Below are 24,081 nucleotides of genomic sequence, written 5' to 3'. Positions count from 1 at the left end.
CGGTCGGTCGCGCCTCTCACGGGCGGGCTCCTTCCGGTTGGGTTTGACACTGCGACGCTTCGAGCGCCGGCGCAAACTCTGCTTCAAGCTGCCGGGAGCGGGCTTCCACGCGCGTTTCCAGCTCGGCCAGCACGCCGTCGCGGTCATCGCTGGGCTGGATCGGGTCCAGGAATTCGATCACGGCCGTGCCGGAAAACTTGCTCCACTGGTTCTGCGGCCAGCACTGGCCCAGATTGGTGGCAACCGGAACAATCGGACGGTTCAGCTGCTGCGACAGGCGCCACACGCCCGAGCGATAGCGCATCCCTTCGCCCACCGGCGTCAGATGGCCTTCCGGATAGATCAGGATCGGACGCGGGCGGCCTTCGCCCTGCGAGCGTTGCACACCGGCCTCCAGGCTGGCCTGTGCTTCGGCGCCGCCCTGGTTCGACAGCACGATGGCGCCACAGCGCTTCAGCACCCAGCCGATCAGCGGATAGTCCAGCATGTGATCACCACAGACGAAGTTCACATCGCCACACTTGGCCATCATGACGATGCCATCGCCCCAGGACTGGTGTTTGGCGCCGATGATCACCGGCTGGTTTTTCGGGGCTGTGCCGCGCACCTCCACTTTGATGCCGCAGATCACGCGCATCAGGATCAGCGTGGCCCGGGAATAGGAGCGCAGACCGTGCATCAGCACGCGACGGCCGGGGAAGAGCGCCAGCACGGCGCAGACAATGGCGTAGACGCCGGACAGGGACCAATAGGCAATATTGAACGCCAAGGAGCGCATGATCGCCTCCCTTTTTGCTGTTGATATTGAGTGGGTTGGTGGAGTCTAGGCGGTTCTCAGAACGGCCATGATCGACCGCACGAAAGTCTCCACATGCTGTGAAAGCGGGAGTTTGATCCGCCCATAGAGCGAGTATTCCGCGGTCTGCATCACCACGCCCAGCGCCATGGCCGAACGAAGTTCCGGATCGCCATCTGGGATCTCGCCGCGCTTCATGGCCTCGGCCACGCAATCGGTCATCAAATCGGACGGGTCCGCTCCGCCATCGCCCGAGGCCGCGATGAAGTAATTGCGGTGGGTCAGGTGGAAGACGAATTGCGCCGGATCACCATCGGCCAGTTCGCAATAGGCCTTGGTCAGGGCGCGGGCGATGTCTTCCATCGTCGCATTCGGCTTGAGATGCGCGGCGACCAGGGCTTCCAGCTTTTTGTGGATCGCCTCGAACATCTGCCGGCCCAGCGCATCCTTGGACTTGAAGTGCCGGTACATGGCGCCATCGGAGATCGTGCAGGCCTCGGCGATCTGCTTGATCGAGACACCATCCATGCCGTGCTGGGCAAACAGCATCAACGCCGCCCGCTCGATGCGGGCCTTCGTTGTTCCGGTCTTCGCCGTCACGCCGACATTCGTGTCGACCCCGTCAAAAATCCCGTCTCTCAGCATCCCGGTCATGGCGTGTCGTCCCTTGTGAAATCCGTCATGTGAATGACTATTTACACATTTTGTAAAACGCCGTTCGCAAATCCGCAAGTGAATAATCGCTTACATGGCGTGTAAAGATTATTTACTCATGTTTTCGGTGGTTTGGCTGTGGGGGCTGCCCCCGCAAAGTGGAGGAAGTGGGCCGAAGCGGAGCTTCGGGTCGAAGGGGGCACCCGCCAAGGGCGGGCGTGGTTCACGTTTTTCACCAGCACCCTCCTGGACCATCCGCCGCACAGTCCTCGCCTTGACCCGGACCGCCCGCTCAGGCGCAGTGCCAGCTTGAACTGAGGGGGAATCGGAATGAGCGATGGCAAGGGGCAGCCCGGGATGCGGCTCTGGGTCGGAATGCGCTTTCTGGTGGTATTTCTTGTCCTCCTGCTGCTTGCAGTCGCTTTTTACCTGATCGGAGGAACGAGCTCCGGTGCCGGGTTCGCCGGCGGCTTTTCCACCCTTTTCATCCTGCCTTTCACCGTCGGTGGCATTTTGCGGCTGGCCCTGGGGTCTGGGGCCGAGGACAGGCCCGAACAGCCCCCAAAGCGCGGCGGCTGGAAGAGTTCGCTGTCCCTGATCGCAACGCTCGCCATCATGGTGCTGGTGGGTGTGGTCTTCCGGGAAGGTGTGATCTGCCTCGTCATGCTGGCCATTCCTTGGGGGATCAGCGGTTTGCTCGGCGTGACCACGGTGGGTAGCCTGCAAGCCGCTTTCAGGCGGCGTGCCCGGCTTCACAGCGCCGGTCTGATGGCCCTGCCTTTCCTTGTCCTGTTCGCGGGGCCTGTCCTTCCGCACGCCACCCACCATTTCGAGGTCCGGCGGTCGATCATCATCGAGGCGCCTGTGGACCGGATCTGGCCGCATTTGCTCGCGCTGGAAAACCTGTCCGATCGGGAGGGCGAGTGGACGATAGCCCAGAACCTGTTGCGCATTCCCCGTCCACGCTCTGCCGTGGTTGTGGGGGAGGGCGAGGGAGCCAGGCGCCTTGCCCAATGGGGGGATCACATCACTTTCGAAGAGCATGTCACGGACTGGCGTCCGGAGCAGCGGCTGACCTGGCGCTTCGTCTTCCCCAACGACTCGGTCGGCCGCTACACCGATGCCCATATCGGGCCGGACAGTGATTATCTTGGTATCGAGACCGGCGGCTATGAACTGATCCCTGTTGGCGATGGCCAAACCCGTCTGACCCTTCACACCCGATACCGTGCCAGCAGCCCGGCCAACCACTACAGCGCCCTGTGGGGTGAGGTCATCCTGGGTGGCATCCAGAACAACATCCTTCACATCATCGCCGACCGAGCCGAGGCCGAAAGCGGCGCGTAATCCGACATCGTTTGCTTCCCATCTCTCCGGGGAGAAGGCGTATTTTTTCTGCCCCCGCGCGGCGGGGGAGGAACACTTATCCCCACCCCCATCATCCCGCTCCATACTCTTCGAGCCTCTTCACCACTCGAGGCCCGGCCCGGTCAGGTCGGGGGTGAGGCGGTAGCGGAGCGTTCCGGATGTCCGGGTTGACCACCGGAGAGACGGAACGGCTATCGAGGGGGTCCGCTGGTTCCAAGGGTTGGAACCTGTACCCACCCGGTCTTGAATACCCGTCGAGAGGCGGGAGGAAATCTCCGTGTGCGGGACGCCTTTCGGTGTCACTCACAAATTCATTAGCGACGATGCCGGATGGCGTCCCGCACTCCTCATACCGCCAGCGTGACAGCGCGTGGCGCTTTCTGGGCTGAAAACAGGTCCGAAAATCCCGTTTGAGGCGATGAAAGAACCGGATACATCCTCCGCTAGCAGCCTGTTTTGTTTCCAAAAATGATGAACTCGCCTGTGTGCACAGGGAATATCGCTATTCGCGTTAGCTCATAATTTATAAATCGGCGGTAGTCTGTGAAAACCGGGTGCTCAGAAAACCAGCAAAAAGCATGGTTCGGGACCCGGTGGTGGTAACAGTGTGGGGGAGCCAAGAAATGGCGACGATCAACACGAATGCCGGGGCCATGATGGCCCTGCAGAATTTGAACCAGACGCAACGCGATCTGGAAAAGGTCCAGAACCGGATCAATACCGGTCTGGCCATCGGTTCGGCCAAGGATAATGGCGGTGTCTTTGCCATTGCACAGGCCATGCGCGGCGATGTGCGCGGATATGCGGCCGTGGCCAACTCTCTCGATCTGTCGGTCTCGACCGTGGATGTGGCGCTCGCGGGGGGCGAGGCCATTTCCGATCTTCTGGTGGAGATGAAGGAAAAGGCGCTGGCCGGATCCGACACTTCTCTCGACACCGCCTCGCGCTCGGCCCTGAACGAGGATTTCAAGGCGCTGCGTGACCAGGTCTCCAAGATCGTCGAGACGGCGTCGTTCAATGGCACCAATCTGATCGACGGCTCGCAAAGTTCGATCTCCTCGCTGGCCAATGCGGCCGGCACATCAACCATTTCCATCGTGGCCGAGGATTTGTCGCTGGGCGGCACGGTCGTCACGCTGGCGGCCGCGGCGTCCTTTGCCTCGGCGGGTGCGGCCAGTACCCTGGTGGCCACGATCGAGACCTCGCTGGACAATCTCAACGCCTCGCTGGCGCGCCTGGGAACCGGGTCGAAATCCCTGGGTGTCCACAAGGCCTTTGTAACCAAGCTGTCCGACGCGCTGGAGCAGGGGATCGGCAATCTGGTCGATGCCGACCTGGCCAAGGAAAGCGCGCGTCTGCAATCCCTGCAGGTCAAGCAACAATTGGGGGTCGAGGCGCTGTCGATCGCGAATGCCGCGCCGGCCAGCATCCTGGGTTATTTCAATTGATCCGGGAGCCCACACAGAACACTTGGTGACGCCGTTTTGAGGTCGGCGTACAACTGGGGGCGCTTCGGCGCCCCCTTTTTCTTGATCTAGGCGGGCGCAAACAACTGCGCCCCGCGCCCCGCTCTCCTTGACATTTCACCCCGCAAACCGGCACATCGCGGCAACTTGTCAAACACCGTTTTTCGGACGCTTACCCATGCACGCATATCGCACCCACACCTGCGCCCAGCTGCGCAAGGCTGACGTCGGCCAGACCGCGCGGATTTCCGGCTGGATTCACCGCAAGCGCGACCATGGTGGTCTGCTCTTCATCGACCTGCGCGACCATTACGGTCTGACCCAGGTCGTCCTGGAGCCGGAAAGCGAGCATTTCGCCACGCTCGAACGCCTGCGGGTTGAAAGCGTCATCACGGTGACCGGTGAGGTCATCGCCCGCTCTGACGAGACCGTGAACCCGAACCTGCCGACCGGCGAGATCGAGGTCCGCCTGGCGGAGATGTCGATCCAGTCGGAAGCGGAAGAGCTGCCGCTCCCGGTCTTCGGTGAGCCGGACTGGTCCGAAGAGGTTCGCCTCAAGCACCGCTATGTCGACCTGCGCCGTGAAAGCCTGCACAAGCGCATCGTGCTGCGCTCCAAGATCATCGACAGCATCCGCCGCCGCATGGTCGAGGAAAACTTCACCGAGTATCAGACACCGATCCTGACGGCCTCCTCGCCGGAAGGCGCGCGGGACTTCCTGGTCCCGTCCCGTCTGCACCCGGGCAAGTTCTACGCCCTGCCGCAGGCACCGCAGCAGTTCAAACAGCTGATCATGGTCTCCGGCTTCGACCGGTATTTCCAGATTGCGCCCTGTTTCCGCGATGAAGATGCCCGTGCCGACCGGGCTCCGGGCGAGTTCTACCAGCTCGACATGGAAATGAGCTTCGCGACCCAGCAGGATGTGTTCGACGTGATCGAACCGGTCATGAAGGGCCTGTTCGAGGAATTCGCTGACGGACGCACCGTGCCGGACGAGCCCTTCGTCCAGATCCCGTATTTCGACGCGATCCGCTGGTATGGCTCCGACAAGCCGGACCTGCGCAACCCGATCAAGATGTCGGACGTGTCCGAGACTTTCCGCGGCTCCGGCTTCAAGGTCTTTGCCGGCATGCTGGAAAAGAACCCGAAGGTCCAGGTCTGGGCGATCCCGGCCAAGACTGGTGGGTCTCGCGCTTTCTGCGACCGGATGAATTCCTGGGCGCAGAAGGAAGGCCAGCCGGGTCTGGGCTATATCTTCTGGCGTGAAGAGGGTGGCGCCATTGAGGGCGCCGGCCCGATCGCCAAGAATATCGGTCCGGAACGCACCGAAGCCCTGCGCACCGAACTCGGCCTGGAGCCGGGCGATGCGGTCTTCTTCGCCGCCGGTGATCCCAAGGACTTCTACAGCTTCGCCGGCAAGGCCCGTGATGTGGTCGGGAGCGAGCTGGAACTGTGCGAGAAGGACACGTTCCGTTTCTGCTGGATCGTCGATTTCCCGATGTATGAATGGGATGAGGACAACAAGAAGGTCGACTTCTCCCACAACCCGTTCTCCATGCCGCAGATCGATCCGGATGAATTCCTCAAGTTCGACGGGTCCGACACGGACGCACTGCTGGCCCTGAAGGCCTTCCAGTACGACATCGTCTGTAATGGTGTGGAACTCTCCTCCGGCGCCGTGCGGAACCACCGTCCGGACGTGATGCTGAAAGCCTTCGCCTTCGCCGGCTATGATGCCGAGACGGTCGAGGAAGAGTTCGGCGGCATGCTGAACGCCTTCCGGTATGGCGCCCCGCCGCACGCCGGTATCGCGCCGGGTGTGGACCGTATCGTCATGCTGCTCGCCGGTGTCGAAAACCTGCGCGAAGTCGTGATGTTCCCGAAGGATCAGCAAGCCCGCGACCTGATGATGAATGCGCCGGCCGAGGTCGAGATGAAACAGCTGCGCGAGCTTCACCTGCGCACCGTGGTTCCGGACGCCAAGAAGGGCTGATCCGGGCTGACAAGCCAAGCAAAAGCCCCGGCGGTTATCCGCCGGGGCTTTTTGTTTGCGTAAACTGGGCCCAGGTCAGCGCTGAGGTGGCGGGGGTGGTGGTTCCGGAAAGTCCGGACTGCCTTCGCCCAGAAGACGGGAGCGGGGCAGGTCATTGTCACGGAACAGGCTGCGATCAGGCTCGAGTGCATGGAGTTCGATGATGCGGCGGCGTTCCTCTTCCCGCTGCTCGCGGATCAGCTCGCGTTCCATTTCCCGTTGTTCACGGATCAGCTCGCGTTCCATCTCCACCTGTTCCCGCAGAAGTTCGCGATGGCGTTCGCGTTCGGCGGCGTCCCGGGCGCTGTCCCGGTGGGCCTCGCGCAGGGCGCGTTCGGCCCGGGCAATCTCGCGCATGGCGTCATTGGCGGCCGACTGGATGGCGTCGCGGTCCAGATCACCGGCATGGGTTTCCAGCGCATCGGCAATCTGGGTGAGCACTTCGATCCGCGTGTTTTCCAGCGATTGCAGCTCGACCACCGTTTCGCCGGCACTCGTATCGCCATAGCGCACGACATAGGAATAGCTCTGGGCCGAGGCGGAAGCGGGCGTGCCATTGGCGACATCGCAGGCCGGCAGGACGAAGTCCCAATTGATCTGGGTTTCATCATTGCCGCAGGCGCCGGTCAGACTGGTCTTGGTCAGCCCGGTGGCATTGGTGATTTGTGCCGAAGAGAAATTGGCTCCGCTCAGCACGGCCCCGGTGAAGTCGGCATCGTCGATATGGGCGCCTTCAAAGCTCGCACCGGACAGGTCGGCTTCGTGGAAGTTCACATCCTCGCCGATGACTTCGGCAAAGTTCGCCCGGCGCAGCTCGGCGCTGCGGAAATTGGTATCATTCATCCGGGCGCGCAGGAAATTGACCTGGCGCAGACGGGCATTGGCAAACAGGGTGCCGTCGAGCTCGGATCCGATAAAGGTCACGAACACCATCTGGGCCCCGGAAAAATCGGTGTCGCTCAGATTGGCGGACGAGAAATTCACCCGTTCGATATGGCTCTGGCTGAGATTCGCATCGTCCAGAACGGAGCGGGAGAAGGTGACGCCGGTCAGGCGGGCGCCGGTCATCTGGGCATCGGAGAAGTCAGTGACGTTGAACCGGCTCTCGACAATGGTCACGCCGGGCAATTCGCTGTCGGCAAAGGTGGAGCCCTGGAAATTGGCACCAATGAAGATCGCGCCGGCCAGGTTTTTCTCGGAAAAGTCGCAGTTTTCACAGTCACCGCCGATCGAGAGACCGCGGCGCGGATGCTCATCATCCCCCGCCCAGGCTGGCATGCTGGCCAGCAGGGACGTGGTCAAAGCCGAAAGAATGACGCGTTTCGTGTAGCGCATAACCCCAAGGGATACGGCAGGCATTGACTGAATTCGACTTAAATCACAGTAACCCCACCGCATATCGTATGAAGCGTAGAGGGTTTCGGCCTGGTGGCAAAGGCGGGGCAGGTCGGGCCCGGCGCTCAGTCGCAGCCGGGAATGGTGAAACCAGCGGGCAGACGGGTGGAGCTGTCACCGCAGGCCGTGTTGAGCTGGCTTTGCGTCAATCCGCGCGCCGTCTGCAGTTCGGCCCCGGACAGGGTGGCCCCCGTCAGCGTCGCACCGGTCAGGTCCGCGCCGCCGAAATAGGCACCGACGAGATTGGCGCGAGTCAGATCGGCCTGCCGGAAACTCGCACCGGTGAACCGGCCGCCGAACAGATTGGCGACCGACAGATTGGCATTGTCGAAACGGGCATGATTCATGGTCGACAGGGCGAGATTGGCCTGGCGCAGGCGGGCACCGGACACATCGATGCCCGGCAGGTCGCGATAGGCCAGTTCTGCTTGGAACAGATTGCAGCCGGGGCAGGACTGTCCTGCCTGGACGCGTGCAATCTGCGACGCATCCTGGGCCAGAGTTGTGGCCGGAGCGGCAATCAGCAAAGCCAAAGCGATCAGAACGCGTGCCATAGTGGAGCACTCCCGGGTCAATCCAGCGTGTTCCCTGCAAGGCGCACGCCGCCGGGCTGTCTAGTCGTGCCAGCCGCAGGCATCACAGGTACGCGGCGTGTCATCATCGCCGCCGGTCACCGTGAAATGCCCGCATTCCGGACAGGGATCACCGGAATAGGCGGTGATGTCCCGGCCACTCGTTGGTCGGCTGACCGTATGGTCTTCCAGCTCGTAATGACCACCCGTATCGGTTCCGTCCTTGCCGCCGGCAGCCGCCTTTTTGGGGGCATTGGCGAACATCAGGATATTGTCCGGCACCTGGCCGCGCGAGAAACCGCGCGAAATGAATTTGGCAGCGGCCTCCTGGGCCAGCTTTTCTTGTTCCACACCCTTGCCGATACCACCCGGATCCGCCTTGTCCGGAGAGACCTCGGCGAGGTCCTCGCGTCCCAGATAGGACACGCCCAGTTCGCGGAAGAGATAGTCCAGGATGGAGGTCGCGTGCTGGATGGAATCATTGCCCTCGACCGGGCCCGCCGGTTCGAAACGCGTATAGACAAAGGCGTCGACGAATTCCTCGAGCGGGACGCCGTATTGCAGGCCGATCGAAATGGCGATCGCGAAATTGTTCATCAGAGACCGGAAGGCGGCACCTTCCTTGTGCATGTCGATGAAGATCTCGCCGAGTTCGCCATCATCGAACTCGCCGGTGTGGAGATAGACCTTGTGTCCGCCCACCGTGGCCTTCTGGATATAGCCTTTGCGGCGGTCCGGCAGTTTGCGGCGGGCAGCCGGCTTCTCCACGACCCGCTCGACCGTGCGTTCCACGATGCGTTCCTGGACAGGCGGCTCATTGGCGTAATCGCCCTTGTCGAAATCGATGGCGGGCAGGAGGTCGAACAGACCCGATGCCGTGCGGCGCAGGTCGAGCCGTCGCAGGCCCAGCTCGCCGCCCAGATCGATCAGGCTGGCGACGTCGTCGATCGTGGCATCACCATCCAGGGCCAGCGGTATCGCACAGGCGCCCTCGATCTGTTGTTCCAGTGCCTGGGCCATCAGCATCTGGGCCTGGGCACTGACCGGTGCGAAAACGGCGCGCTGGTCGGCCGTCAGGCCGGGGGCGTCGTCAAGGCTTCCCGTGCCAAGCGCATGGCGGTCTGCCGCACGGATATCACGATCCGAATAACCGAGGGCCTGGCACAAGGACTGGGCCTGGGATTCCACGACATCGGACGGCAGGCCGAGCTCGCGGCACACCCGGTCCCCGAGCGTCCAGCGATTGAGGGCAAAGCGGACCGAAGCCCCTTCGCCAATGGAATCATCCAGCCGTTCCAAAGCGTCTTCCGGCACACCGCGCTCGCGCAGCATGTCCAGGGAAATCCCCGGGGCGCCGCGCAGCGTGCCATGGCCCGCCGCGTGATCTTCGGCGGCCTCGATCTGGGCGGCGGACAGGCCGGACTGTTCCAGTCCGCGCCGGGCGCAGACCCGCAGCCGGCGGCTGCCGGAATAGGTGTCGTCGGTCGTGGTCGTTCCGTTCACGGGCAGGGCGCCGAGACTGTCCGTCTCCATCAGGCCGGACAGTTCGGCGGGTGGCACCAGACAGGCCAGCTGGATGCCCGGACGGGCGATCGCGGCCTTGGGCATGAAATTGGTGTCAGCGGCGTTGAGGGCGTCGACCAGGAGATCGAAGCCCTCCGGCAGGCCGTCCAGCTCAATATCCGGGCCCAAACCCGGTGCGCTGGCGCCGGTCTCCGAGGCGGCGTCACGCAGGGCCAGTGTTGCCAGCCGGCCAATTGCGGCGGCCGCCCGGCGTCCGTCCTCGCTGTCATGGGCGAGACCTGTGCTCATCAGCACGGCGGAAAGCCCGTTCAGCGACAACGTGCCGGCGGAGGAGGCACCCTTGGAGGCGCTCAGAATGAGAACCGTGGCCCAATAGGTGATGGCATCGGCCAGCAGGCCGGCCTGCAGCTGGGAGGCTTCATCCAGGAAGGCGGGCAGGTTGATGTAGAGCGTCGGGCCGACCACGGGCGGGTTTTCATGGAAGGCCAGGCCCGGCGTACCGAAACTCCAGATGGAACGAGCAATCCCGGAGCGGAAATCGCGGGCGCGGACCGTGCCGCCATCCTCATCGAAGGACCAGGACTCATCATCCTTGACGGCTTGGCTGAGTGCGGCAGGAACATGCATCACGGCGGGCCGCTGCGGCACGGAATCGGGGATCAGGGACGACAGCGCGTCATCATCTGTGCCCTGGCGGGCCAGGGCGAGGGCTCGCTCCACGGCTTCTTCCGGCACGCCGTCCTTGAGCGCCCGGCGCATGGCGCGGGCGAGGGCGGCATTGCGGCGCGGGTCAAAGCATTCGGTCTCGTCTCCGGAACAGCGCCGGCAGGCCTCGCCGATGGCTTCCAGGCGTTCCCGTGTAACCCGGGCACCGACATCCAGAACCGAGGCGCGGAGCGCGCCTTCCGCGACCCGGCGCAGTTGTCCCGGTGCGGTGCGGGACTTGGCGCGGATCTGCAAGGGCAGGTCGGCCGCTTCATCGGATGCCGGCGTGTCGCCATAGGCCCAATCGACTCCGCCTTCGCGGATCAGGTGGGCATCCGGTGTGACGAAGCCGCCCTGGATGCTCGCGGCCAGTTCCCGGGCCAGGGCTTCTGCATCGCTGGCCTCGTCGAATGCACCCTGACGGGCGGCCGACCAAGCCAGGGAGCCGGCGAGCCGCGTGGTGACGGCATCGAGCGAGGATTCCAGCTGCCGGGTTTCGCCATCAGCGACGTGGGGTGTCAGGCCCCCGAACGCCTTCACGCCCGGCTTGGGCTGTGTGCGGACAGGGCGGGGCGTATCCAGCAGGCGCAGCAGGGTTTCGGCGGCAGCCGGGCTCCAATGGGCCGGCACGGCGAGGCGACGCGTCTCGCTGGGCAGGTCGGGATCGCCGCCAGCAACCAGTGTACGCTCTTCCAGGGCGCACGCCTCTCCCTGGTTTGCCAGCCATTCAGCAAAGCCTTGTTTGATCTGCATGGAGCCACCCTCAAACACGCCCGAATCGCCCGGGAGTTGAACGAGTCTAACGCGGTGCAGCCGGGCGGAGAAACCCGAAGACGCGACAAGCCGCGTTCGGCACTGGACCCCACGCGTTCACACAGGCATATAAGCCACGAACGACCTACCCGACTCGGAGCCCAAGACCATGTTCGGATTAATCGCCAAGATTTTCGTCTGGTGGAAAGACGCCACGCCGGGGACTTTCCTGACCCTTGCCATGCGCGGCGCCCAGAAGGTTGGCGAGGACGAATACGGCAACCGCTACTTCACCGAGCGCGGCAATACCGGTCCGGATGGCCGCAATCGTCGCTGGGTGGTCTACAAGGGTTATGCCGATGCCTCGCGGGTCCCGTCGGACTGGCATGGCTGGCTGCACCACACTTTCGACACGCCGCCGAGCGAAGCGCCGCTGCCGCGCCAGGCCTGGGAGAAGGATCACCATCCCAATCTCACCGGTACGGTCTATGCCTATCGCCCGACGGGCAGCCTTCTGGTCAGCGAAAAGCGCCAGGCGGCATCCGGCGATTATCAGGCCTGGTCCCCCGACGAGGCGTGAGCGTCTCGACACGGCCACATTCCCACGGCAGGGTGGGCGTCATGAAAACCCGATTTCTTGTTTCCCTTTGTGTTGCCGGCCTGATGGCGTCTGCCGTCCAGGCGCAGGACATGTCTCAATCCGGTGAGGATGGAGATGCCATCGCCGATATGCTGCGCCGGGACGATCCGGACGCGCAGGATCGTGGTCCTCTGTCCAGCGAGCCGGGCGAGCTTCTCGTCCTTCGCGGACTGGACAAGGTGACGGCCCGGACCCGGGATTTTGAAATCCCGATCGGTGAGACGGCCCAGTTCGGCGCGTTGTCGGTCACGGCCCATTATTGCCGCAAGCGTCCGCCGGAAGAGACACCGGAAACTTATGCCTTCCTCGAAATCAATGACCGCCGCACGGACGGTTTCGGCGTGGATGTCGAAGGTGAGCAGATCTTTTCAGGCTGGATGTTCGCGTCACGTCCGGCGCAGAACCCGCTGGAGCACCCGGTCTATGATGTCTGGGTGCTGGACTGCCGGTCCTGATGCGCGGGCGGCAAGGCGAGATGCAGGGCCTGTGCGCCGCTGATCTCGTCCGGCAAAGCCCTGAAATCAGCCTCCACTGACAGCGCAGCACCCAGCCGCTCCTGATAGGTTGAGCGTGAGATCGTTTCCGCGCCGAAACGCTCCAGGTGCTCAGTCGTGAATTGGGTGTCCAGCAGGACGAAGCCTCCGGCCCGCAAGCGGGCGATCAAATGGACGAGCGCCACCTTGGATGCATCCCGGCGGCGGGAAAACATGCTCTCGCCGAAAAACGCCCCGCCCAGGGACACGCCGTAGAGACCGCCGACCAGGTCACCGCCGGACCAGCACTCAACGGAATGCGCGATGCCCAGCGTGTGGAGTTCGCTGTAGAGCGAGAGAATGCCGGAATTGATCCAGGTCTCTTCGCGACCGGGCGCCGGCGCAGCACAGCCTTCCACGACATCGTGGAAGCACTCGTCGATGGAGATCTGGTAGAGGTCCTGGCGGACGGTTTTTTTCAGGCTGCGCGAAATGTGGAAATGGTCGAGCGGGAGAATGCCCCGCTCGTCCGGGTCGAGCAGATAGATACGCGGATCCTCGCGGCCTTCCGCCATCGGAAAGACGCCGCGGGCATAGCAGTTAATCAGGTCCTGGGCGCCAAATCCGCGCATCAAGCCTCCGCCTTCTCTGGCGTGGGGCGCTAGCCATTGCGCTGGGCGAGCCACTCCTCCAGCCAGCGAATGTGATAGTCGCCATTCACGAAGTCCGCCTCTTCCAGCAGGTCGAGGAAGATCGGGATCGTCGTTTCAACACCGCTGACAACCATTTCTTCCAGGGCGCGGCGCAGGCGGAGGAGGGTTTCCTCGCGGGTCCGGCCATGGACGATCAGCTTGCCGATCAGGCTGTCATAATACGGCGGGATGGAATAGCCCGCATACAGGGCGGAATCGAGGCGAACGCCCAGACCGCCCGGCGCATGGAACTCGGTGACCTTGCCCGGCGAAGGCGCGAAGGTTTTCGGGTTCTCCGCATTGATGCGGCATTCAATGGCCCAGCCTTCCAGCTGGATGTCGTCCTGGGTGATCTCCAGCGGCAGGCCGGCTGCGACACGGATCTGTTCGCGCACCAGGTCGATACCGGTGATCATTTCGGTGACCGGGTGTTCCACCTGCAGGCGGGTATTCATCTCGATGAAGTAGAACTCACCGTTCTCCCAGAGGAATTCGATCGTGCCGACGCCGCGATAGCCGATGGCTGAGATGGCCTTGCGCACCACTTCACCGATCTCCGCACGCTCGGCGTCGCTGAGCGCCGGCGAGGGGGCCTCTTCGAGCAGTTTCTGGTGACGGCGCTGCAGGGAGCAGTCACGCTCGCCCAGATGCACGACATTGCCATGGGTGTCCGCAAGAACCTGGATCTCGATATGGCGCGGCTGGCCGAGATATTTTTCCAGATAGACGGTGCCATCACCGAAAGCGGCCGAGGCTTCAGCCGAAGCGGTCTGCATGGCCTCTTTCAGCTTGTCGGCCGTTTCCGCGACCTTCATGCCGCGGCCACCACCACCCGAGGCCGCCTTGATGAGGACCGGATAGCCGATTTCCTCGGCGATGGGCTTGGCGTCCTCATAGGTCGCCACGCCGCCCTCGGACCCCGGAACCACCGGAATGCCGGCATCCATGACGGCTTTCTTGGCGGTGATCTTGTCGCCCATCATGCGGATATGGTCCGCGGTCGGGCCGATGAAGGCGAGGCCGTGGGCTTCGACAATCTCGGCGAAACGGGCATTTTCCGACAGGAAGCCATAGCCGGGGTGCACGGCCTGGGCGCCGGTCACTTCGGCGGCCGTGATGATGGCCGGAATGTTGAGATAGGATTTGCCGGCGGGCGGCGGGCCGATGCACACGCTCTCATCCGCCAGGCGGACATGCATGGCATTGGCATCGGCCTCCGAGTGCACCGCGACGGTGCGGATGCCCATTTCCCGGCAGGCCCGGTGGACGCGAAGGGCGATCTCGCCGCGATTGGCGATCAGGATCTTGTCGAACATGGCTTGTGCGGTCGCCTCGGCTGTTGGGGTCAGGACAGGACGAAGAGCGGCTCGCCGTATTCCACCGGCTGACCGTCATCAACCAGGAGATCGGTCACCGTACCATCCTTCTCGGCGGTAATCGGGTTGAAGGTTTTCATGGCTTCCACCAGCAGGATGGTGTCGCCCTTCTTCACAGCATCGCCGGGACGCACGAAATTGGCGCTGTCCGGGTTCGGCTTGAGATAGGCGGTGCCGACCATCGGGGACTTCACCGTGCCCGGCTTGTCACCCGCCGGAGCAGCGGCGGCCGGAGCGGCCTCTGCGGCAGGTGCCGGGGCAGCGGCCGCCGGGGCGGCGGCCGGGACGCTGATCGTCTGGGCGACGGGCGCGGCGGTCAGCTGACGGGCAATCCGCAGGCGCAGATCGTCATGCTCGACTTCGATTTCGGACAATTCCGTTTCACGCAGGATATCCGCCAGTTCACGGACGAGGGCGGGATCGATCGGCGTACGGGAACGAGAATCAGAACTCATGATGAAAGGCCTTTGGTTCCGTCGATTGTAATCAGAGACATTTGGCAGCGGCTTCGATGCCCAGCAGATAACTCTGCAGCCCCAGCCCGGTGATACTGCCCCGGGCGACAGGAGCGACATAGGAATGGTGCCGGAAGTCTTCGCGTGCTGCCGTCTGACTCAAGTGAACTTCGATGACCGGAGGTTCTATAGCGCGAACGGCGTCATGCAAAGCGACCGATGTATGCGTAAATGCACCCGGGTTGAACACCACTGCAGACGCGTTGACGTTTGCGTCATGCAGCCAGTCGATCAACTGACCCTCATGATTGGACTGGCGAAACACAAGCGGAACCCCCAAGTCACGGGCGCGGTCGATGCAGGCCGATTCGATGTCGGCCAGCGTCATCGTGCCGTAGACCTCCGGTTCCCGGGTGCCCAGAAGGTTGAGATTCGGACCGTTCAGGATGTGAATGGGTTTGGTCATGGCCTTGCCTTCAAGCCCTAGAGGGAATTACGAGGTGACAAATGTCAGGACTCACAAAGAGGTCAGCGAAGCCGTGCTGCAGCTAACAGTCAATGGGGAAGACCGGTCATTGCCCGCCGGCAGCAGTGTGTCGGACCTGGTGAGTGCACTCGATCTGGATGGTCGCAAGATCGCCGTCGAGCGCAATCTGGAGATCGTACCGCGCTCGCAATATGGCGGCACGGAACTGGAAAATGGCGACCGGATCGAGATCGTCGCCTTTGTCGGAGGTGGATAGGCATGGATGACGCAAATCCGAAAGTGACGGTTGACGATACGCCGCTGGTCGTGGCCGGACGGACCTTCAACTCCCGCCTCATCATTGGCACCGGCAAGTATGCCACCTACGCCCAGAATGCCGAGGCGCTGAAAGCCTCCGGGGCCGACATGATCACAGTGGCGATCCGTCGCGTGAACCTGTCCAATCCGGACGAGCCCCGCTTGGTCGATTTCATTTCGCCGGAGGACTACACCTTCCTGCCGAACACGGCCGGCTGTTTCACCGGCGAGGACGCGGTCCGAACGCTGCGCCTGGCGCGTGAGGCGGGGGGCTGGAATCTGGTGAAGCTGGAAGTCCTGTCCGATCCCAAACACCTCTATCCGGACATGGCCGAGACGCTGCGCGCCGCCGAAATGCTGATCAAGGACGGGTTCGACGTCATGGTCTATTGCTCGGATGATCCGGTTTACGCCAAGAAGCTGGAAGAGATTGGCTGTTGCGCCATCATGCCGCTCGGGGCCCCGATCGGCTCGGGTCTGGGCATCCAGAACCCGGTCAATATCCGCCTGATCATCGAGCAGACGAAGGTCCCGGTCATCGTGGATGCCGGTGTTGGCACGGCTTCTGATGCGGCTGTGGCGATGGAGCTGGGCTGTGACGGTGTCCTGATGAATACGGCCATCGCCGAAGCCAAGGATCCGATCCGCATGGCTTCCGCCATGAAGCACGCGGTCATCGCCGGTCGCGAAGCCTATCTGGCCGGCCGTATGCCCAAGAAACGCTATGCCGACCCGTCCAGCCCGTTGTCGGGGCTGATCTGATCTAGGCGCTGCCCTCGGTGTGAATGTGGATGGTTTCGCCGCAGTGCTTGCAATGCACCGCGTCGGCATCGTGCAGCATCAGTCCGCATTTCTGACATTCCTCGCGCACCTTGCTGGGGCGGAAGAGAACCTGTGCGAGGCGCAGGAAGAGCGTCACGCCGACAATCATCACCGCCACGGAGAGAAGACGGCCGCCCGTGCCCTCCAGCGTGATATCGCCAAACCCGGTCGTGGTGAGCGTGGTCACCGTGAAATAGAAGGCGTCGGCATAATTGCGGATCTGCGGATTGATCCCGTATTGCAGCGCATAGATCAGGCCGGTGGTGACAAAGAGGAAGATCACCAGGTTCAGCCCGGCCAGCAATTCCTCCTCATGATTGCGGCAGAAGCGGATGTCTTTCCTCAGCCGGGTCAGCAATTGGTAGGAATGCAGCAGGCGCAGCGTCCGCAATACGCGCAGGAAGCCCAGCCCCTCTCCGGCAATCGGCGCAAGGAAGGAGCCGATCGCGATGATATCCGCCCAGGTTGTCGGCCGGATGAAGATCATCCGCTTGTCCTTTTCGATAAGCAGGCGTGCCACGAAATCCGTCAGGATCACCACGCCCAGAAGCATGTCACCCAGTTCGATAGCCAGTGAACGCGGGAAGAAGGAGGTCGCGATCACATAGAGCGTCGCCAGAATGTCGAAGGCGAGCAGGCCATAGCGGAATTGGTGGGCCGCCGGCGTATTGGCTTCGTAAAGGGCGCGGATGGTCTTCAGCACGGTGATCCTGTCCTGTCGGTTTGCGGCACCCGAAGCGATTCCGGGACAATGCCAGTTTTGCGCCTGACCTGTCTCAGGGCAATCCGGCCGGCTTTGTCCTGGACATATGTTCTGCTTTTGTTCTAGCGTTGGTCCTGGAAGGAGAACCGCCATGGATCAACGCATTTCCCTGATCACGCTGGGCGTCACGGACCCGGCCCGGTCCCGCGCCTTTTACGAGGCGATGGGCTGGACGGCGAGCTTCGAGAATGACGAGATCGTCTTCTTCCAGCTCAATGGCGTCGTGCTCGGCCTTTTTCGGCGTGAGAGCTTTGATGCCGACATGATGCGCGACAATGACGGATCTGGCCGGGTGGCGCTGGCCTATAATGTTCGCGAGCGCGATGAGGTCGATCCGCTTCTCGACCAGGCGGTGGAAGCCGGGGGCAGCCTGTTGAAGGCTGCCCACCAGGCCCCGTGGGGTGGATATTCCGGCTATTTCGCCGACCCGGACGGTCATGCCTGGGAAATCGCCTGGAACGACCAATGGGTCATCGACGCCGGCGGCAATGTGTCGATGGGCGTGTGACGGCAGCGTCCCCGCAATCAGTTGGGACACTGCGTCCCCAGACGCAGGTCATGGGCGCAATTGACGAAGCTCTGCCCGGCATAGCGGCGATAGGGGATCACATCGGGCTGATAACCCGCCGGTATATCGACATAGCCGCCGCCGCCACTGCGGCGCGATGAGGCGGCCCGCCAGCATTCCACGCTCAGGACATCGTCCGACAGGCCTGTGACCCGGCAGGATTGGCGCCACGGCCCCGGCGGCAGGGCCGGGCATGAATTGCCCCGGTGAAGCGCGCCATAGCAGTTGGAAATGCGCTCGGACATCGAAGTGATGCGGATATCGTCGGCGTTCAGACTGCCATCCGTGCGGCGGCAGGTGGCCATCAGGAAGCCGTTTTCGACGCGGCCATTGCTGCAGCTGCTCGACCAGCTGCCCGGTGGCAGGGCGGGCTGGCTGGGCTGCGGTGTCGGTGTGGGCTGAACCTGCGGTCGCGGTGAAGGGCGTGCCAACCGGGTCCCCGCGTCGGCGCAATCCATGCCGGCGTACAGCAGGCCGTCGCAATTCTGGACCTGCCCGTTCCAGCCGCCGACTTCCACTTCGCTGTAGTAATAACCACCACTGCTGCGGTCATAGCAGCGGGCTGCGATGCTCGTGTAATTCCAGTGTTCCAGGACACAGGAGGTGCGCCATGTCCCCTCCGGCACCATCACGCCGGGATAGGGCTGGGCCATGATATTGCAATCGGTCATGGGCGACAGGACGCCAGCGCAATTGATCAGCGGCCCACTGGCGTCGCGCAGATCTCGGATATTCGGGAAGAACTGGCCGGAACTGTCTATGCAGACTGTCTGCAGAATGACTCCGTTGACCAGCGAGTTGGTACACGACTCTTGCCAATTTCCCGGCGGGAGTTGTCCAGAGCCCGGCTGCTGCGCGAACGCTGATGTTGACAAGACTCCTCCGGCCGCAGCGGCCAGCATGCATGCAAGCAATTTACGAAACACAACCAAAAACCCCCTGTGCTGATAGGTCAGTAGAGAGGGCTGTGCATGACTGCGCAATGAATGATTGTGGCGGATCGCTTTTTAGTTGCTGAGCCCGCGCGCCAAGGCTTCGTCGAGGGCCATTTCATTGGCGCCCGGTACGACGGTGTCCCCGACGATGAAGAAGGGGGTGCCGGACACGCCCAGAACGCTGCCGAGCGAGCGGTTCTGTGCGATGTGATCCATGATCGCCGGATCTTCCATGTCCTCCCGCATGCGCTCGACGTCCACGCCCGAACTGCGGGCCAGCTGGAAGATGCGCTCGTCCGGCAGCGGGCCGGAAGAGGAAACCATGGCGGTGTGGAAGGTCGTGTAGACGTCTTCGCCCTGGCGCAGGGCAGCCAGCGCTGCGCGGGCTGCCTGGACCGAGTCATCGCCCAGGATCGGGTATTCCTTGATGATGAACTGGACGCGGTCGCCATATTCCTCGCGCACGTCCTCGACCCAGTCATTGGCGACGCGGCAATAGGAGCATTTGTAATCCATGAACTCGACGATCACGAGATCCGCATCGGCCGGGCCGACGCGCGGGTCACGCTGATCATTGAAGATGGCGTCGGCCTGGGCCGTCACCGCGTCATAGGTGGATTGCATCTCGCGGGCGCGGGCCCGGCGCTGAAGCTCGATCAGGGCTTCCTCGATGATTTCCGGGTTTTCCAGGATGTAGTCGCGCACGATTTCACGGACTTCATCGCGTTCATTCTCGGACATCTGGGCCTGGGCCTCGGGCTGCTGACAGCCAAGCAGGGCGAAGGCAGCGATCATCAATCCGGCAAAACGCATCATTGGGACAAATCCTCGGAAGAAATTCTGTTGCTGGGGAGTACTTAGCCGGTCTCGGGCGTGGCGGCGAGGGGGCGGCGTGTAAATTCCGCGTGTGCTCGCCGACTGTGCGGCTTGGCTTGCCTCTCTCCGGGCGCCTGCCTAAGGGAAGGCATGCTGTCTCCGATCCTGCTTGTCCTGACCAGTCTCTCCCTGTCCACGGATGCTTTCGCCGCCGCGTTGGCGCGCGGTGCCGGGCATCCGGGCGCGCGGACGCCGGAAGCTTTGCGGACGGGGGCCGTTTTCGGCCTGTCGGAGGGGCTTATGTGCCTGGCCGGCTGGTCACTGGCGCAAATCGCCGAAAACTGGATCACGGCGCTGGATCATTGGATCGCGCTTATCCTGCTGGGCGTGATCGGCGGGCTGATGATCCGCAACGGGATTGGCGGAGAGGCGGAAGACGAGGCGGCAGCGCCCGTCCGGGCGACGCTCGGTGGCACGGTCATCACGGCCCTGGGCACGAGTATCGATGCCGCTGCTGTCGGCGTGGCGCTGGCCGTGTCCGGCGGGCCCGTCTGGACGGCCCTGATGGTGGGGACGTCCTCCTTCCTGATCGCGTCCATCGGCTACCGGATCGGGCCGAAAGTCGGGGAAAGACTGGGCGGCTGGGCGGAGATCGCCGGCGGCACCACGCTGATCCTGATCGGTGTATCGATCTTTGTCAGCCACATGACCGCCGGCTGACCGTCACGCAATCTCGAAAATCCCGTCGACTTCCACGGCAGCGCCCAGCGGCAGGGCCGGGCAGGAGACGGCTGAGCGGGCGTGTCGGCCGGCATCCCCGAACACCTCGACCATCAGGTCGGAACAGCCATTGATCACCAAGGGAATGTCCGTGAAGCCCGGTGCCGCGGTGACGAAGCCACCCAGTTTCACAACGCGTTTCAGGCGCGACAGGTCGCCGCCACAGGCCGCCTTGAGCTGGGCAATCAGATTGATCCCGCACAGGCGGGCGGCAGCCTGACCGGCCGCGACATCCATGTCACCGCCCAGCGTGCCCTTCACCAGCCCGTCAGGCCCGAGGGAGACCTGGCCGGAAATGAAAACCTGGCTGCCGGTTTGCACAAAGGGCACATAATTGGCCACAGGGGCGACCGGTTCGGGCAGGTCAATGCCGAGCTCGGCCAGGCGGGTATCGATCGCGGACATGGGATTCTCCTCGGATTGTCTGTCGGGAATTTAGTCGTGTCTCGACGCCATGCAATCAACCTTCTTGACTTGACGCGCACGTCATCCGGCACACTGCCGGCATGACCCAGTTGATCGAGGAAAGCGAGATCCGGTTTGATGCGCGGGACGGGTATTCCCTGTCCGGTCGCATCATTGCGCCAGCCGATCCGAAGGCGGCGGTACTGATTTCCTCGGGGACGGGGTTTCCCAAAGGCGTGTATCGCCGCATCGCGCTGGCCGGGGCCGAACAGGGTTATGCGTGTCTGATCTATGATTATCGCGGGATTGGCGGGTCGGCGCCCGCGCAGCTCAAGGGGTTTCAGGCAGATATCCTGGATTGGGGCAGGCTCGACTTTCCTGCCGCATTGGACCGAGCCGCTGCACTGGCCCCGGACAAGCCGCTCTTCACCCTGGGGCATTCCGTGGGCGGTCATCTGGTCGGATTTGCCGACAATGAAGACCGGGCCCGGGCGCATGCCTTTGTGTGCGTCGGCTCGGGCTATTGGGGCGCGCATGATCCGGCTTACCGCCCCAAGGCGCTTTTCTTCTGGCTGGCCTATGGCCCGGCTTGCCTTGCGCTGAAGGGCTATATCCCGGAAGGCGGAATCTGGGGCGGCACGGCCTTGCCGGCCCCGGTCTTCCGCCAATGGCGGGACTGGGCCTTCCAGCCGCGCTATTTCGGTGATGTGCTGGACCAAATCGAGGGGGCCCGGTTCGACCGGGTCACGACGCCGATCCGCAATTACACCTTCACCGATGACGCACTGGCCTCGGAACGCTCCGTGCGCGAATTGATGAGCCTTTACACGGCCTCCCGACCCGAAATTCTGCGCCTGGCACCGCAGGATGTGGGGGCAAGCCGAATTGATCATGCGGGGGCGTTCCGGCGCGGCGCGGAAGGCTTCTGGCCGATGCCCTTCAACGGGTTCGACACCTATCTCTGATCGTCAGGCTTCCGCTTCGGCTTCGACCGGAAACCGATCCCCTTGACCACCGCATCGCCCCCGAATTTCTCACGGGCCTTGTCCATGGCGCGTTCGGCCGTCGCGCGGCGGATCGCATTGGGATCCAGCAGGTCGGCGGCATCGCCCACAGCATCCCGAAGGTCGGAAAAGCCGGTGCCGATCAGACGATAGCGTGTCCCGTTGATTTCCTTGGCCAGCAGGTCCCGGCCGACCCGGAACAGCGTGTCCGCCAGCTGGCTGGGCTCTGAGAGGGTGCGGCGGCGGGTACGGGACTTGAAGTCCGAGGTTTTGAGTTTCAGCGTCACGACTGATCCGGCGATCCCCTTGGCCTTCATCTGGTCGGAGACTTTCACACACAGGCGCCAGAGCTGTTTTTCCAGCACGTCGCGGTCGTCGTGATCCGCGTTGAACGTGGTTTCGCTCGACACGCTCTTGCGTTCGCGGACCGGCGAGACCTTGCGCGTGTCCTCGCCCCGGGAGAGCCGGGACAGATGGTAGCCCATATCGCCATAGCGCTGGGCCATGGCCTTGTCGCCCTGACGGCGGATATCGGCGAGGGTGCGGATACCGTCGCGCTCCAGCTTGGCCGCAAAGGCGGGACCGACACCATAGATCGCCCGCACCGGACGCTGGGCGAGGAAGTCCTGGGCCTCCGCTTCTCCGATCACGGCGAAGCCGTGCGGCTTGTCGAGGTCGGAGGCCGTCTTGGCGAGGAATTTGTTGAAGGACAGGCCCACAGACACCGTGATGCCAACCTCTTCGCGTATGGCCCGCTGCAGGCGCAGCAGGGTCAGGGCGGGCGGCGCATGATGGAGGCGGGATGTGCCCGTCAGGTCCAGGAAGGCTTCGTCGATGGAGAGCGGCTCCACCAGCGGGGTGATGTCACACATCATGTCCCGGATACGGTATCCCTCGCGCGTGTACTTCCCGTGCTCCGGCTTGATCACCACGGCATCGGGACAGGCCTTCAGCGCCTTGAACATGGGCATGGCGGAATGCACGCCGTCCATGCGGGCGATGTAGCAACAGGTCGACACCACGCCGCGCTGGCCGCCGCCGATGATCACCGGCTTGTCTTCCAGGGAGGGATCATCCCGTTTCTCGATCGCGGCAAAAAAGGCGTCGCAATCAATATGGGCGATCGACAATGTATTGATCTCGGCATGCCGCAGGAGTTTGTGCGACCCGCAGGTCGGACACGCAGGTTCGCCACCGGACAAGGGCGTCAGGCAGGCCCGGCAATAGCCCGGATCGCTCGGCTGCCCGCTCATTCCGCTTGATCCGGCCAGAGCCAGGCGGCGCCGCGCACCCCGGAACTGTCGCCGTGGGCATGGCGCCGGACCGGTGTCCGGATACCATCAGCGAAGACCAGGGTGGGCAGGGCCGCTTCCACCCGTTCCGCGAGTCCGGGAGCGTTGGAAACGCCACCGCCCAGAACGATCACGTCCGGATCAATCAGATTGATCACATGGGCCAGGCCGCGGGCCAGGCGGGACGCGTGGCGGTCCTGTGTCTGGCGGGCCGCAGCATCGTCCGCGGCCAAAAGCTCGGCCGCGTCCCGGGTTTCGCCGGTCCGGATCCGGTGGTCCTCTGCCAGGCCCGGTCCGGACAGCCAGGCTTCCAGACAGCCTTGCTTCTCGCACCAGCAATCAGGGCCGGGATATTCTTCGGCGACAGGCCAGGGCAGCGGGTTATGGCCCCATTCCCCGGCCTTGTTGCCGGCACCAGCATGAAGCTGCCCGGCCATCACCAGCCCGCCGCCCACGCCCGTACCCAGGATGACACCAAATACGGTTTTGTAACCGGCCCCGGCGCCGTCGCGTGCCTCGGAAAGCGCGAAGCAGTCGGCATCATTGGCGGTCCGGACCGGGCGGTCGAGACGGGTCTCCAGATCACGCTGGAGCGGTTGGCCGTTCAGCCAGGTGGAATTGGCATTGCGCATCAGGCCGGTCGCCGGGTTCAGCGAGCCGGGATGGCCCAGGCCGATCCGGCAGGGACCGGAATCGGCCTCCAGGCGAGCGACCAGTGCGGTGATGGCCTCGAGACTTTCGGCATAGGCGGGGGGTGTGGCGATCCGTTCCCGGGCGGCCAGACTGCCATCCGGGCGCATCACCACCGCTTCCGTCTTGGTGCCGCCCAGGTCGATCCCGATCCGGTTGGGTCCCGCCTCTGTCATACGCTCCCGGCCTTTTCTTGAACAAATTTGTTCTTATCTTGTTCCTTTGGACCGGAAAAGTGCCCTTTGACTCATGGTTTGGTAAGGAAGATCGGGTTTGATGCAGGCGGGGTTAAACACGCACGTAAAAAGCGTGCACTACACG

The 24,081-nt window shown here is 63.3% G+C and carries 25 protein-coding genes; 10 read left to right on the top strand and 15 right to left on the bottom strand.

All coding sequences use genetic code 11. The features are described from left to right. Positions 1-16: 16 nt before the first annotated feature. Both FCS99_RS02675 and FCS99_RS02670 read right to left on the bottom strand, forming a co-directional pair. Positions 17-778 carry a lysophospholipid acyltransferase family protein gene (locus FCS99_RS02675; protein WP_138510258.1) on the bottom strand — a complete coding sequence of 254 codons (762 nt, stop codon included), beginning with the start codon at positions 776-778 and terminating at the stop codon, positions 17-19. A 45-nt stretch (positions 779-823) separates the two neighbouring features. Then, entirely contained in the window at positions 824-1,450 is a 627-nt protein-coding gene (locus FCS99_RS02670; RefSeq protein WP_138510256.1) for a TetR/AcrR family transcriptional regulator, read from the bottom strand. 330 nt (positions 1,451-1,780) lie between these two features. Between FCS99_RS02670 and FCS99_RS02665 the strand changes: the two genes are divergently transcribed. From FCS99_RS02665 to aspS, 3 genes are all read left to right on the top strand, one after another. Beyond that, positions 1,781-2,797 carry an SRPBCC family protein gene (locus FCS99_RS02665; protein ID WP_138510254.1) on the top strand — a complete coding sequence of 339 codons (1,017 nt, stop codon included), beginning with the start codon at positions 1,781-1,783 and terminating at the stop codon, positions 2,795-2,797. Between the two features lie 644 nt (positions 2,798-3,441). Continuing rightward, entirely contained in the window at positions 3,442-4,266 is an 825-nt protein-coding gene (locus FCS99_RS02660; RefSeq protein WP_138510252.1) for a flagellin, read from the top strand. 196 nt (positions 4,267-4,462) lie between these two features. Then, entirely contained in the window at positions 4,463-6,277 is a 1,815-nt protein-coding gene (gene aspS, locus FCS99_RS02655) for an aspartate--tRNA ligase (protein WP_138510250.1), read from the top strand. A 75-nt stretch (positions 6,278-6,352) separates the two neighbouring features. Here the strand turns inward: aspS and FCS99_RS02650 are convergent, their stop codons facing one another. The 3 genes from FCS99_RS02650 to FCS99_RS16185 all read right to left on the bottom strand — a co-directional run bounded on the left by FCS99_RS02650 (position 6,353) and on the right by FCS99_RS16185 (position 11,265). Next, positions 6,353-7,651 (bottom strand): pentapeptide repeat-containing protein, encoded by a 1,299-nt coding sequence (locus FCS99_RS02650; protein ID WP_171036210.1) that lies wholly within the window; start codon positions 7,649-7,651, stop codon positions 6,353-6,355. 125 nt (positions 7,652-7,776) lie between these two features. Then, positions 7,777-8,265: a pentapeptide repeat-containing protein gene (locus FCS99_RS02645; protein WP_138510246.1), complete on the bottom strand. Its 489-nt coding sequence runs from the start codon at positions 8,263-8,265 to the stop codon at positions 7,777-7,779. A gap of 60 nt (positions 8,266-8,325) precedes the next feature. Beyond that, positions 8,326-11,265: a TSCPD domain-containing protein gene (locus tag FCS99_RS16185; protein ID WP_199288118.1), complete on the bottom strand. Its 2,940-nt coding sequence runs from the start codon at positions 11,263-11,265 to the stop codon at positions 8,326-8,328. 169 nt (positions 11,266-11,434) lie between these two features. Here FCS99_RS16185 and FCS99_RS02635 point away from each other — a divergent pair, with 169 nt between their 5' ends. Continuing rightward, positions 11,435-11,845 carry an NADH:ubiquinone oxidoreductase subunit NDUFA12 gene (locus FCS99_RS02635; protein ID WP_138510244.1) on the top strand — a complete coding sequence of 137 codons (411 nt, stop codon included), beginning with the start codon at positions 11,435-11,437 and terminating at the stop codon, positions 11,843-11,845. Between the two features lie 41 nt (positions 11,846-11,886). Then, the gene (locus tag FCS99_RS02630) at positions 11,887-12,360 is read left to right on the top strand and encodes a DUF2155 domain-containing protein (RefSeq protein WP_138510241.1); all 474 of its coding nucleotides are present in this window, start codon (positions 11,887-11,889) and stop codon (positions 12,358-12,360) included. Here FCS99_RS02630 and aat read toward each other — a convergent pair. Genes aat through aroQ form a run of 4 tightly spaced genes read right to left on the bottom strand, consistent with a single transcriptional unit; the run spans position 12,327 to position 15,367 of the window. Next, positions 12,327-13,010, bottom strand: a complete 684-nt coding sequence (aat, locus tag FCS99_RS02625) for a leucyl/phenylalanyl-tRNA--protein transferase (RefSeq protein ID WP_138510239.1) — start codon at positions 13,008-13,010, stop codon at positions 12,327-12,329. The genes FCS99_RS02630 and aat overlap by 34 nt on opposite strands. Positions 13,011-13,039: 29 nt before the next feature. Continuing rightward, positions 13,040-14,386, bottom strand: coding sequence for an acetyl-CoA carboxylase biotin carboxylase subunit (gene accC, locus FCS99_RS02620; RefSeq protein WP_138510237.1), 1,347 nt, complete (start codon positions 14,384-14,386; stop codon positions 13,040-13,042). 29 nt (positions 14,387-14,415) lie between these two features. Beyond that, positions 14,416-14,901 carry an acetyl-CoA carboxylase biotin carboxyl carrier protein gene (gene accB, locus FCS99_RS02615; RefSeq protein WP_138510235.1) on the bottom strand — a complete coding sequence of 162 codons (486 nt, stop codon included), beginning with the start codon at positions 14,899-14,901 and terminating at the stop codon, positions 14,416-14,418. Positions 14,902-14,932: 31 nt separating this feature from the next. Further along, a complete protein-coding gene (gene aroQ, locus FCS99_RS02610) occupies positions 14,933-15,367 on the bottom strand; it encodes a type II 3-dehydroquinate dehydratase (RefSeq protein WP_138510233.1) in 435 nt (144 codons plus the stop codon). 76 nt (positions 15,368-15,443) lie between these two features. Here aroQ and thiS point away from each other — a divergent pair, with 76 nt between their 5' ends. Together thiS and FCS99_RS02600 are read left to right on the top strand one after the other, a co-directional pair. Further along, positions 15,444-15,644 (top strand): sulfur carrier protein ThiS, encoded by a 201-nt coding sequence (gene thiS / locus FCS99_RS02605; RefSeq protein WP_171036220.1) that lies wholly within the window; start codon positions 15,444-15,446, stop codon positions 15,642-15,644. A 2-nt stretch (positions 15,645-15,646) separates the two neighbouring features. Next, positions 15,647-16,447, top strand: coding sequence for a thiazole synthase (locus FCS99_RS02600; protein WP_138510229.1), 801 nt, complete (start codon positions 15,647-15,649; stop codon positions 16,445-16,447). A 1-nt stretch (position 16,448) separates the two neighbouring features. Here the strand turns inward: FCS99_RS02600 and FCS99_RS02595 are convergent, their stop codons facing one another. Further along, a complete protein-coding gene (locus FCS99_RS02595) occupies positions 16,449-17,210 on the bottom strand; it encodes an ion channel (RefSeq protein ID WP_233352629.1) in 762 nt (253 codons plus the stop codon). Between the two features lie 151 nt (positions 17,211-17,361). On the opposite strand from FCS99_RS02595, the gene FCS99_RS02590 reads away from it, so the two are divergent. Then, positions 17,362-17,778: a VOC family protein gene (locus FCS99_RS02590; RefSeq protein ID WP_138510227.1), complete on the top strand. Its 417-nt coding sequence runs from the start codon at positions 17,362-17,364 to the stop codon at positions 17,776-17,778. 17 nt (positions 17,779-17,795) lie between these two features. Here FCS99_RS02590 and FCS99_RS02585 read toward each other — a convergent pair whose 3' ends face one another. Both FCS99_RS02585 and FCS99_RS02580 read right to left on the bottom strand, forming a co-directional pair. Beyond that, the gene (locus FCS99_RS02585; protein ID WP_138510225.1) at positions 17,796-18,509 is read right to left on the bottom strand and encodes a hypothetical protein; all 714 of its coding nucleotides are present in this window, start codon (positions 18,507-18,509) and stop codon (positions 17,796-17,798) included. Positions 18,510-18,845: 336 nt separating this feature from the next. Next, complete coding sequence (locus FCS99_RS02580; RefSeq protein ID WP_138510223.1) at positions 18,846-19,589, bottom strand: DsbA family protein; 744 nt, start codon at positions 19,587-19,589, stop codon at positions 18,846-18,848. A gap of 150 nt (positions 19,590-19,739) precedes the next feature. On the opposite strand from FCS99_RS02580, the gene FCS99_RS02575 reads away from it, so the two are divergent. Continuing rightward, complete coding sequence (locus FCS99_RS02575) at positions 19,740-20,309, top strand: manganese efflux pump MntP (protein ID WP_138510221.1); 570 nt, start codon at positions 19,740-19,742, stop codon at positions 20,307-20,309. Between the two features lie 3 nt (positions 20,310-20,312). Here the strand turns inward: FCS99_RS02575 and FCS99_RS02570 are convergent, their stop codons facing one another. Continuing rightward, complete coding sequence (locus FCS99_RS02570; RefSeq protein ID WP_138510219.1) at positions 20,313-20,774, bottom strand: RidA family protein; 462 nt, start codon at positions 20,772-20,774, stop codon at positions 20,313-20,315. A gap of 101 nt (positions 20,775-20,875) precedes the next feature. On the opposite strand from FCS99_RS02570, the gene FCS99_RS02565 reads away from it, so the two are divergent. Further along, positions 20,876-21,739, top strand: a complete 864-nt coding sequence (locus tag FCS99_RS02565) for an alpha/beta hydrolase family protein (protein WP_138510217.1) — start codon at positions 20,876-20,878, stop codon at positions 21,737-21,739. Here the strand turns inward: FCS99_RS02565 and FCS99_RS02560 are convergent. Together FCS99_RS02560 and FCS99_RS02555 are read right to left on the bottom strand one after the other, a co-directional pair. After that, on the bottom strand, positions 21,730-23,031 hold the full coding sequence (locus FCS99_RS02560) for a DNA polymerase IV (protein ID WP_138510215.1): 1,302 nt from the start codon (positions 23,029-23,031) through the stop codon (positions 21,730-21,732). The two genes, FCS99_RS02565 and FCS99_RS02560, sit on opposite strands and share 10 nt — an antisense overlap. Further along, positions 23,028-23,936: an ROK family protein gene (locus FCS99_RS02555; RefSeq protein ID WP_138510213.1), complete on the bottom strand. Its 909-nt coding sequence runs from the start codon at positions 23,934-23,936 to the stop codon at positions 23,028-23,030. Before FCS99_RS02555 ends, FCS99_RS02560 begins: the two co-directional genes overlap by 4 nt. Positions 23,937-24,081: the final 145 nt, after the last annotated feature.

The organism is Maricaulis alexandrii (genome assembly GCF_005871165.1).
Classification (GTDB): Bacteria; Pseudomonadota; Alphaproteobacteria; order Caulobacterales; family Maricaulaceae; genus Maricaulis; species Maricaulis alexandrii.
This window is presented reverse-complemented; position numbering and strand designations above follow the sequence as displayed.